Source organism: Microcoleus sp. D2_18a_B4, assembly GCF_036702475.1.
Taxonomy (GTDB): Bacteria; Cyanobacteriota; Cyanobacteriia; order Cyanobacteriales; family Microcoleaceae; genus Microcoleus.
In genome coordinates, this window is the sequence record NZ_JAUBTL010000075.1 from 20,457 (window position 1) to 30,024 (window position 9,568).

The 9,568-nt window shown below is 44.7% G+C and carries 5 protein-coding genes and 2 pseudogenes; 3 read left to right on the forward strand and 4 right to left on the reverse strand.

Annotated elements, in window-relative coordinates:
• Positions 1 to 490: 490 nt before the first annotated feature.
• Positions 491 to 1,438: a transposase gene (locus tag QUB04_RS28900; RefSeq protein ID WP_333289832.1), complete on the forward strand. Its 948-nt coding sequence runs from the start codon at positions 491 to 493 to the stop codon at positions 1,436 to 1,438.
• A gap of 393 nt (positions 1,439 to 1,831) precedes the next feature.
• Here QUB04_RS28900 and QUB04_RS28905 read toward each other — a convergent pair whose 3' ends face one another.
• Both QUB04_RS28905 and QUB04_RS28910 read right to left on the reverse strand, forming a co-directional pair.
• Positions 1,832 to 1,972, reverse strand: coding sequence for a hypothetical protein (locus QUB04_RS28905; RefSeq protein ID WP_333289825.1), 141 nt, complete (start codon positions 1,970 to 1,972; stop codon positions 1,832 to 1,834).
• A gap of 356 nt (positions 1,973 to 2,328) precedes the next feature.
• Positions 2,329 to 3,531, reverse strand: a pseudogene (locus tag QUB04_RS28910) (ISAs1 family transposase).
• An 88-nt stretch (positions 3,532 to 3,619) separates the two neighbouring features.
• Between QUB04_RS28910 and QUB04_RS28915 the strand changes: the two are divergent.
• Positions 3,620 to 3,904, forward strand: a pseudogene (locus tag QUB04_RS28915) (IS66 family transposase); the annotation flags it as partial.
• A gap of 289 nt (positions 3,905 to 4,193) precedes the next feature.
• Here the strand turns inward: QUB04_RS28915 and QUB04_RS28920 are convergent.
• Positions 4,194 to 6,359, reverse strand: a complete 2,166-nt coding sequence (locus QUB04_RS28920; RefSeq protein ID WP_333289827.1) for an ATP-binding protein — start codon at positions 6,357 to 6,359, stop codon at positions 4,194 to 4,196.
• 170 nt (positions 6,360 to 6,529) lie between these two features.
• Complete coding sequence (purD, locus tag QUB04_RS28925) at positions 6,530 to 7,810, reverse strand: phosphoribosylamine--glycine ligase (RefSeq protein ID WP_333206275.1); 1,281 nt, start codon at positions 7,808 to 7,810, stop codon at positions 6,530 to 6,532.
• Between the two features lie 338 nt (positions 7,811 to 8,148).
• Here purD and QUB04_RS28930 point away from each other — a divergent pair, with 338 nt between their 5' ends.
• Positions 8,149 to 9,411 carry a 5-(carboxyamino)imidazole ribonucleotide synthase gene (locus QUB04_RS28930; protein ID WP_333289830.1) on the forward strand — a complete coding sequence of 421 codons (1,263 nt, stop codon included), beginning with the start codon at positions 8,149 to 8,151 and terminating at the stop codon, positions 9,409 to 9,411.
• Positions 9,412 to 9,568: the final 157 nt, after the last annotated feature.

The window sequence follows — 9,568 nt, forward strand, 5'->3', positions numbered from 1 at the left end:
AGAATCCCACTATAGCAATCCTCACATCATTTGTGAATTTCTTACGGACTCCCCGAACCCGCTCTGAGGGTTGGGGTGGGGTAAAAAATTTACGACTCCTGCAAGGATTGCTATATAGGCTAACTCCAAACCCCTATCTAGTAAGTTAATACCTCTCGCTAACTAAAATTCCAAAATCCAAAATTGTCTTACTTCTTCCTTTCGCTATCTAACTTCATTTCAGCCTTCGTTATTTAACCCCATTAGCTACTACTCCCAATACTTTAAAATCCGCTACCTTTAGTTGATCTAAAGCTTTGTTGACCAGACCGCGATCGGTTTTTTCTATTTTTACTGTAGTTTAGACTAACCAAAGATGAGAACGGTGGCAAAAGAAGAACTAGAGCCACCGCGCCAGGAGAGAATGAGGGTGAAAAAGAAAACCTATCCACTCCTTAAATGAACACTGAACGATTAAAGGACTTTCCTGGGAGCAGCATACGATTTATTACTGAAAGCCAAGGATGCAACATTCGAGCTGATGGATGCAGTGATGACCACTCCGAATGCGTCGTGTTTAGCAGAATTTTCGCTCAATCCATTATTCAAGCGTCAATGCAAGAGCGTCTATGAAGCCTTACAAGACTGTAGACCAGACCGAAAAAAACTGATGGAGTTGTATGGAGAGCAATTACAGAAAGAAGCACCCCCAACAGAACACATATTAGTAGCAATCGACCACACTGCATGGGCTCGACGAGATGCCAAAACGTTAAAAGATAGAACCCATGAATATCAAAGGGGTGTAATTGTTGGACAGGGGTACAGTACCATTGCCTGGATACCTGAAGCTCAAGGAAGTTGGGCATTACCCCTACTTCATGAAAGAATTAGTAGCGGGTCTTCACCCATACTTCAAGCAGCTTCCCAACTCAAACTGGTTTGTGAACAGAGTGTCAACCCGGTTTTAGCAGTTTTAGATGCTGAATATGGGAATGCTTGTTGGGTACTGGCGCTAACGCAAGCGGACATTCTTGCTGATTGTTTAATGAGAGTCCGAAAGAATGCCTGCTTGTGGTCAGCACCACCAGCTTATAGTGGTCGCGGCAGACCACCCAAACACGGGCAAAAAATGAGACCGGGCGACCCAAACACATGGCTTCAAGCGGATACTGCAATTGAAATTGATGAACATCCAGATTTGGGACAAGTCCGAGTTAGACAATGGATTGACTTACATTTTTATCGTGCACCGGGACAAAAAGTCAATTTAATCCTGGTAGAAAGAATGAAGCCCATGTCAAATGGTCAGCCATTTCCACCCTTATGGTTAGCTTGGGTGGGAGAACGAACTCTCCCCAAGCGAAACAGTCTGGTTCAAATATTTACGACGTTTTGGAGTGGATCATTGGTATCGGGAGAGCCAAGCAACGATTACATTGGACATTGCCTAATTTGAGAACCCCTGAACAATCCGAGCGTTGGAGTGATTTAATGCCATTGATGAGTTGGCAACTCTGGCTGGCCAGAGATTTAGTAATCGAGAATAGACTTCCAAGGGGCAATCTGCTACTATCAATTTAACCCCTGGACGTGTTGCCCAATCAATGTTTTCGCTTTTAGTTGACATTGGTACTCCCACAAAAATCCCTAAACATAGGGGAAAATCCCCCGGTTGGGAAAAAGGAAGGGTACGGACGGTGGCACCATGCTATCCCACTGTCAAAAAACGGGCTTCTCGACGCAAAAAGTCTTCAAGATTAGCTGTTTAATCTTCTACTTTTTGAGTTTTTGAGCAACAGCTTGCCTGAGATTCAAAGGTGGGTACTTTTAGCTGCGCTCATTTTTTAGTCTAAACTACAGTTTTTACTATCAGCACTGTACCATCAGTTTGAGAAGCTAGTAAATGGCCGTCTGCTAAACCAATCAAAGGCGGCGTATCGTAAATGACTAAATCAAATAAGGCGAGGAATTGTTCCATTACATAGTGCATCTTTCTCGAAGAAAGTAATTTAATGGGATCAGGGGGAATAGTACCTGCTGTGAGGACAAAAAGATTGTCATCGTCGGGTAATCGCTGAATAGCCTCATTTAAGCTTAAATCCGAACTTAAAACATTACTTAAACCTTTGATATTTGATAAGCCAAGGTATGTGTGCAGTCAGGGTAAACGCATCTAAATTAATTTGACAAACACCTAAATTTGTGCACTACTAAATAACTAAAAAAACCTTCTAAAAATCATTGAGTTTAACCACATTTAAGCAAATTAAATCAGAACCTTAAGATTTTCTAAACTTCTTAAAGCCGGATAATTTTCCTTCTTAGATAGGTGTTAGATTTCAAGCATTAACTGGCAGAGTTTAAAATTTTCACTAAATAATTATTGTCCATTGCCGCTCGATACCGTTTCATTTTTAGACTTTGTTTGGAAGTTTTTTCTTGTTTTAGTAAATTTATAGCCAAGCGACGTAGAAGTGCAAAATTTTCGGGATAGTTCTGTTTCCTAATCCGGCTTTCATCTTCACAAAATGTCACATCCAGCGTCCAATGTAAGCTATTTTCAATGCCCCAATGACTACGGATCGCCCCAGCAATTGTCTCAGCATTACTGCTTAAACTACTAACGTAAAAACGAGCTTCAGTCGTGGTTTTATTCCACAGCCGTCGTTCACTAACTATCATGACAACTGTTTTTAATCCCGTCCATAATTCTTGATTATGCACTTGTGGTAACTCGGATACATCAAGAGTCCACACTTGTCTTTTTTCCACTCGATGATGTCCAGCTTCTACTTGCTCATGCCGGACTGTAATCTCTGCCTAAATAATCTGATTTTTTAGCTACTTCAAACCACTCTTTCACAGCTTGATAGAGGAGTTTTTGATTCCCTTTTAAAGCTAAAACATAATCTCCTTTTTTCTTGATAATCAGAGATGTTATGTCTTTTTGACAGCAAGCGAGCATCTATGGTTATTACACTTCCGGCAATTTCTAACATTTCTATTAATTGCGGAATTGCTGTCAGTTCATTTGATTTTTTATCGACTTTTTTTTGTCCTAAAACCAATTGATGAGATGAAGACCATGCTGTAACTATATGTAGCGCTTTTTGCTGGTCATTTCTGTCATAAGATTGTTTCATTGTTTTGCCATCAATGGCAATCACGTTTAGTTCTAATTCCCCGACTATGGCATTTACCCAACTCAAAAAGCATTCTTGAAACTGTTGTGGTTCAATTCGGGCAAATACCCGACTAAATGTGTCATGAGATGGTATGCCATTCGGTAATTCTAGAAAGCTTTTTAACCATTCATATTTGGCATTACCATAGGCTTCTATTGCCACCCATCCGTCGGCACCGCTGATAATAGCTAGAATCGCAATCGCTATAATATCTTTGAGTAAGTGTTCTTTACTTCTTTCTATTCTGGGGTCTTTCAAATTGGCAAAATGTTCTAAAAAACTGGCATTTAAAATATTCATGTTCCGGCAATGAATCTGTTTGTTTTTGTTGGGAAGTTACAGCTTTACTAAAACCTCTTGCCATTGATAGCACCCATAAACTACAACAAACTACATTGGAATTTAGTCGGATTTAACTGTAGCATATTTTGGGTTCCAGTTAAGATGCGTTTACCCTGCGTGAGAAAGCACATCAATGGTGGTACTTTTTAGACCATCCGGACATTCCTCCTGATAATAATTTAGCAGAACGTTCTCTGAGATTAGCTGTGACTAAACGTAAGGTATCTGGGGGCTCCCGGTCAATGTCTCGGTTTGAACAAACTGCTGATTTGTTATCTGTGATTCAGACTTGTCGGTTTCAGGGTAAAAGCGCAATGGCTTTTTTCCGTGATGCTATATCTGCCCATTCTTGTAACTTTTTCATGCCTTCTCTTATTCCCCAATCAAAGACCTGAACCCTTACGTTTTCCTGAGTCAGGTTTGCCTTTGTATTTATTAACATTTATGCTAATGACTAATTTGACAGAGGGGGGATTATTGGGGGTTGGTACTTATTGGTGTTGGTATGTAGTTTTATCGGTAAAATTGAGCTTAGATAGGACAGCTAAGGATAATCCACAGGGATGATGTCAGCGTTTGGTCAGGCCTATTAGGAGAATCTTTAAACAGAATAGGCATATCCCCGACTTCTTTAAGAAGTCGGGGCTTTAACACCGATCGCATTTTACGTTTAATTAAGTGGGCTTACTTAATATGACTCGCAATTGTTTCACTCTCCACCGTGGCTTCCACTGGCCAAGAATTTTCCATCTCTAGTGTTTGTTTCGGCTGATAAACTGCCAAGTCGAACCAGAAAGTCGTACCCACATTAACTTCGCTAACTAAATTAATTTTAGTGTGGTGCTTGTCAATAATGTTTCTGACAATAGAAAGACCTAATCCCGTTCCTTCTAAAGTGTGTACTCGGTTTTCTACCCGGAAAAAGCGATCGAAGATTGCTTGTTGGTCTTCAGGATCTATGCCAATTCCAGTATCAGAAATTTCGATCCGCACTACCGGAAAATGTTTGGCATCCGGTGACAAGTTTTGCTTCCCGGATTGACCGTCTTTGTGGGTGGGCGTCTCCGACTCTAGCAAATACGCTCGAATTGCCACCTTGCCGCCGGACTGAGTAAATTTTAAGGCATTTCCTACTAAATTTGCAAATACTTGCAGTAACAAATCGTAATGACCTAAAGCAGGGGGCAAATACGGGTCAACTTCTTGCTCTAATTCAATGCCTTTATCCTTAGCATTTAACTGATAAGTCCGCAGGGTTTGTTCCACAGCTTGCGGGAGGTCAACAGCTTCCAAGTGATAAACTCGGCAGGATTCCAGTCGCGACAAGTCTAACACGTCGTTAACTAAACGAGTTAGTCTATCGGTTTCTCGATTGGCAATTTCTAGGAATTCCCGGCGCTCACTTTCTAGAAGGTCTTCTCCGTACTCGTGGAGAGTCTCGATAAAAGATTTGATATTAAATAAAGGTGTTCTCAATTCGTGAGAAACATTGCTGATAAAATTGCTTTTAGCCTCATTGAGTTCTACTTCGCGAGTAATGTCCTGCACTGTCATTGCAATGCCTTTGAGACTTTCTCGGTAATTTCCTGAACCTTGATGCTTGGAGGTTTGCTCGTAGAAAGTACACTCTACAGCTACCGGGCGTTGTGGCTCGGTACAGGTATCTTCCTCATGACGGATGCAGCTTTTGCACAGCGGTTCGGCACCGGGCGCTTTGTGCAGAATGACTGTAGTTAAAACAATCCGAATTGTACGGTTAACTGGTTCGCTCATCGAGATGCGAAATTCGCCGCCTTCGCGATCGCCCGCAGCTATTTCCTGCAAAGGTCTAGCCAAGTCCTGCTGCACTTCCGAAGGCAAAATGTTCAGAACATTTACTCCGAGCGCATTTTTGCCTTCCCATCCAAAAATCCGCATCCCCGTCGGATTAACTAAAATTACCTGCAAATTTGCGTCTAATAAAAGCGCCCCGTCAGCAATAGTTGAAACTAAAGTTTCTAACTTAGCTTTTTCCGCTGTCAGTTCTTCAATATTTTGTTCTTCATAACTTTCGAGTTTCTGGGCCATTTCATTAAAACTGCCGATCAACTCGCCCAATTCTCCACCCAAAGGGAGGTCAACTCGCTGCTTAAAATTCCCGCTGGCGATATTTTTGACCCCGAAGACTAATTGTTTGATCGGCTGAGTAATTGTCAGGGCATTAAATACAGCTCCCAAAATTACCATTACCCAAATTGTCACAAATACTGCTAAAGTGACATCCCTAGTCAGATTTGAAGAGATAACTGCTGCGGGATTGGGGTTAATGCCGATCGCCAAAACTCCCAAATATTTGTCTTCATGAATTAACGGCACAAATACATCGGTAACTTCTCCATCTGGCGTCAAATGCTGCCGCACCAAAGGCAAAGAAGTTAAATTTCTCGCCTCAATATCGGCGAGAAAATTATCGGGAAGTTTGATCTGGCGGCGCAGTGTCAGGGAAGTCTCCACCTCGGATTCCGAAAAGGGTATCCCCAGGAAAATATCCCCCGCTTCGTCTGCATAAAGCATATAGCGGACGCTGGAGGTGCTGCTGTAAAATTGGCGGGAAAAGCGGGCGACTTCGGAGCGATCGTTGTTGGCAATCAGCGGCGCCACATTTGCCGCCAACAGCAGGCCGAGGTCACGGCCGTAACGAGTATCGTTAAGTCGGGCGTCTTGCTGGATAGTATTCACGGCCCAGAAGGTCAGGCCACTCATAATTAACGACACTACGAGGGTAGCAGCGGCCATCAGGCGGGTCTGGAGGGTAAAATCCGACCACCAGCGGGCAATAATTTCTCCGATTTTGTTTAGTATGGCCAGCATTTCACCAGTTCACCCGTTCAATATTAAAAGCAAGATAAATTCAGTTGGCTTCAGATAAAATTTTCTGCTGCGACTTGTCCGCTACCGCCACCGCAGATACACCAAACTTCATTGTTACATTTCTACATTGAGATTGCTTGGCTTTCGGATGGCGGTCGATGTCGCCATTCCTAATTTTTATCGCCCAGAGCTCGGCGGCCGATGTCCCGACGGCAGTAGACCCCTTCAAATTGGATACAATCAACTGCTGCATAAGCTGTGGAGATAGCTTGTTCCAAAGTTTCTCCCGCTGCGGTGACGCCCAAAACCCGGCCGCCGTCGCTCACCAACTGCTGGTGCTTCAACTGGGTGCCGGCGTGAAACACTTCTGCTCCTTTGGCTTCAGCTTCCTCGATACCTGTAATAACTTTGCCTTTTTGATAACTTCCAGGATAGCCCCCAGAAGCCAAAACTACGCACACAGAGGCCCCCGACTTCCAGCGAATAGAAGATTCACCGAGACGCTGCTGACAGCAGGCGAGCACCAAATCTTCTAAAGGCGTTTCCAGCAGCGACAAAACCGCTTGAGTTTCGGGATCTCCGAAACGGCAGTTGAATTCTAAGACTTTTGGTTCTCCGTCGGGGGTAATCATTAAACCTGCGTAGAGTACACCCCGGTAGTCGATTTTGCGTTTTTGCAGTGCTGCGAGGGTGGGTTCGAGAATTTCTTCTTGAATCCTTTCCATGAGTTCCGGGGTGACGATGGGCGCTGGGGCGTAGGCTCCCATACCGCCGGTGTTGGCTCCCTTGTCGCCTTCGCCGATAGCTTTGTGGTCTTGGGCGGGCAGCAACGGTTCCACTGTGATGCCGTCGGTGAGGGCGAGAATCGAGACTTCTTGACCTGTTAAGAATTCTTCGACGACGACTCGGATGTTGTCGGTGCCGAATTCGCCTCGGAAAATGGTGTTGATGGCGCTGTGAGCCATTTTGACGGTGGTGGCAACGGTGACTCCTTTGCCTGATGCGAGTCCGTCTGCTTTGATGACTATGGGGGTTCCTTGTTCCAGAACGTATGCTTTGGCTGCTTCTGCGTCTGTAAATACGGCAGCTTTGGGTGTGGGTATGCCTGCTTCCAGCATCAATTCTTTGGCCCAGGATTTGCTGGATTCAATTTGGGCGCCGGCTTTGGTGGGGCCGAAAATCATCATTTTTCGCTGTTGGAAATAGTCGGCGATGCCTAGCGATAGGGGCAATTCGGGGCCGACGATGACTAATCCGATGTTGTTGACCATCACAAAGCGTTCGATGCCTTGGAAGTCGTCGATGTTGAGCGACAGATTTTGACAGCCTTGGGTGGTAGCTGTGCCGCCGTTGCCCGGTACGCAGAATACTTGTTTAATCCGCGTAGATTCTAGCAGTTTTTTTGCGATCGCGTGTTCGCGCCCTCCGTTCCCCACAACTAAAACTTTCACAGTATCCTCACCTATAAATTTTGTTCCCTGAATCTCTGATTTTCAGTGTTTGCACCTTTCTATCTGCTTTTTGCAGTGCTGTCAATTATGCCATGCTTGGCGCTAGGGAATTGCTAGATGTGGCACTTTTCTGGAGGAGTGGGGTTCGACGGCTGTTTCTCAATGGCTGAGAGCGTGCAATAATTAAAGACTTTAGCTGCCCAATTTTTCGGGGTTCTGCCTCGATTTAATCATGCAATTAAAACTATTTTCGGGCTTTTAACTCTGCAATTACTGTAATTGAGCCAGGGCCAAATAGCGATAAGATAGGCTGGTTAACTTTGCGGAATTTTACTCACATGAAATCAAATCCAACCGCTGCGAGTTCGTTTGCCAAATTTAAGCGGGTGGGCGTTGTCGGCGGCGGCCAGCTAGCTTCGATGATGGGGGAGGCTGCTAGGGCGCTCGGTATTGAATTGGTAGTACAAACTCCTAATGCTACTGACCCGGCAGTTTCTGTTGCTGCTGGTGCTGTTTTGGCTGCTGTTGATGATGTTTTGGCTACGGCTCAATTGGCGGCTGGCTGCGATGTTATTACTTTTGAAAATGAGTTTGTGGATTTGGATGGTTTGCGACCGCTAGAAGAGCAAGGTGTGTTATTTCAGCCGAGTTTGTCGTCGCTTTCTCCTTTGTTGGATAAGTACGTTCAGCGCTGTTATTTACAAGGTTTGGGTTTGCCAACTCCGAGGTTTTGGGAATGGGATTGCAGCGCGGATTTGCCCCCGGAATTGTTTAAGGCGGTGGCGATCGACTTTCCGGCAATTTCTGTTTCTGACAGCGTGCAGATTGCAGGAGACTCGGATGCTGAATCGATCGACTTTCCCTTTGTCGTCAAAGTTCGCCGCCACGGTTATGACGGCCAAGGTACTTTTATTGTTAAAGATCCGGGGAGTTTTGAGTCAATTCGTGCTACACTCCAAGGTCAGTCTTTGCTAGTGGAAGAGTTTGTGCCGTTCGATCGCGAGTTGGCTGTAATTGCGGCTCGATCAGCAAATGGGGAAATTGCGATTTATCCGATAGTGGAAACTCAGCAGCAAAATCAGGTTTGTCATGTGGTGATTGCGCCCGCTGATATTAGTTTAGAGGTGAAAAATGAAGCTTGTGCGATCGCCCGCACTCTCCTCAACAGTTTGCAAGCTGTCGGCGTATTCGGCATTGAATTATTTTTAACCGCCGACAATAAGCTGTTAGTCAATGAAATTGCACCCCGCACCCACAATTCGGGACATTTTACGATCGATGCTTGCGAAACTTCACAATTTGAACAACATTTGCGCGCAGTTTGTCAACTGCCTTTAGGTAATTCGGATCTGAACTGTGCAGGCGCTGTGATGGTAAATTTGCTGGGCTACGAGTCGGCTGAGTCAGATTATTTAGCAAAAAGAAAACAACTGGCACAAATTAGTGGTGCTTTTGTCCATTGGTATGGTAAGAAAGAATCGCGTCCCGGCCGCAAACTCGGTCACGTTACAGTTGTGCTCGACGCGGAGTTAGTGGCTCAGGGGCGATCGCAAGCACTGGCGATCGCTCAAACCATAGAATCCATATGGTATGCAAGTTAAATTGCTCGGAGCTTGCCAAAATCGGGTTAGTTGGTATATATTAACTACCAGCCGGGAAGTCCCTCGGTATATTTAAAGGCGATTAATCTGAGCGCTGCGCGAAGTACCCCGTTGGGAATTACTCCTTGGGATGAAAGGCTCGTCGGGTGTAGGTACC

Bases quoted from the DNA above. Each gene is read 5' to 3' on its own strand.
- QUB04_RS28905 (WP_333289825.1), bottom strand. From the start codon at position 1,972: ATGCACTATGTAATGGAACAATTCCTCGCCTTATTTGATTTAGTCATT.
- QUB04_RS28920 (WP_333289827.1), bottom strand. From the start codon at position 6,359: ATGCTGGCCATACTAAACAAAATCGGAGAAATTATTGCCCGCTGGTGG.
- QUB04_RS28930 (WP_333289830.1), top strand. From the start codon at position 8,149: ATGAAATCAAATCCAACCGCTGCGAGTTCGTTTGCCAAATTTAAGCGG.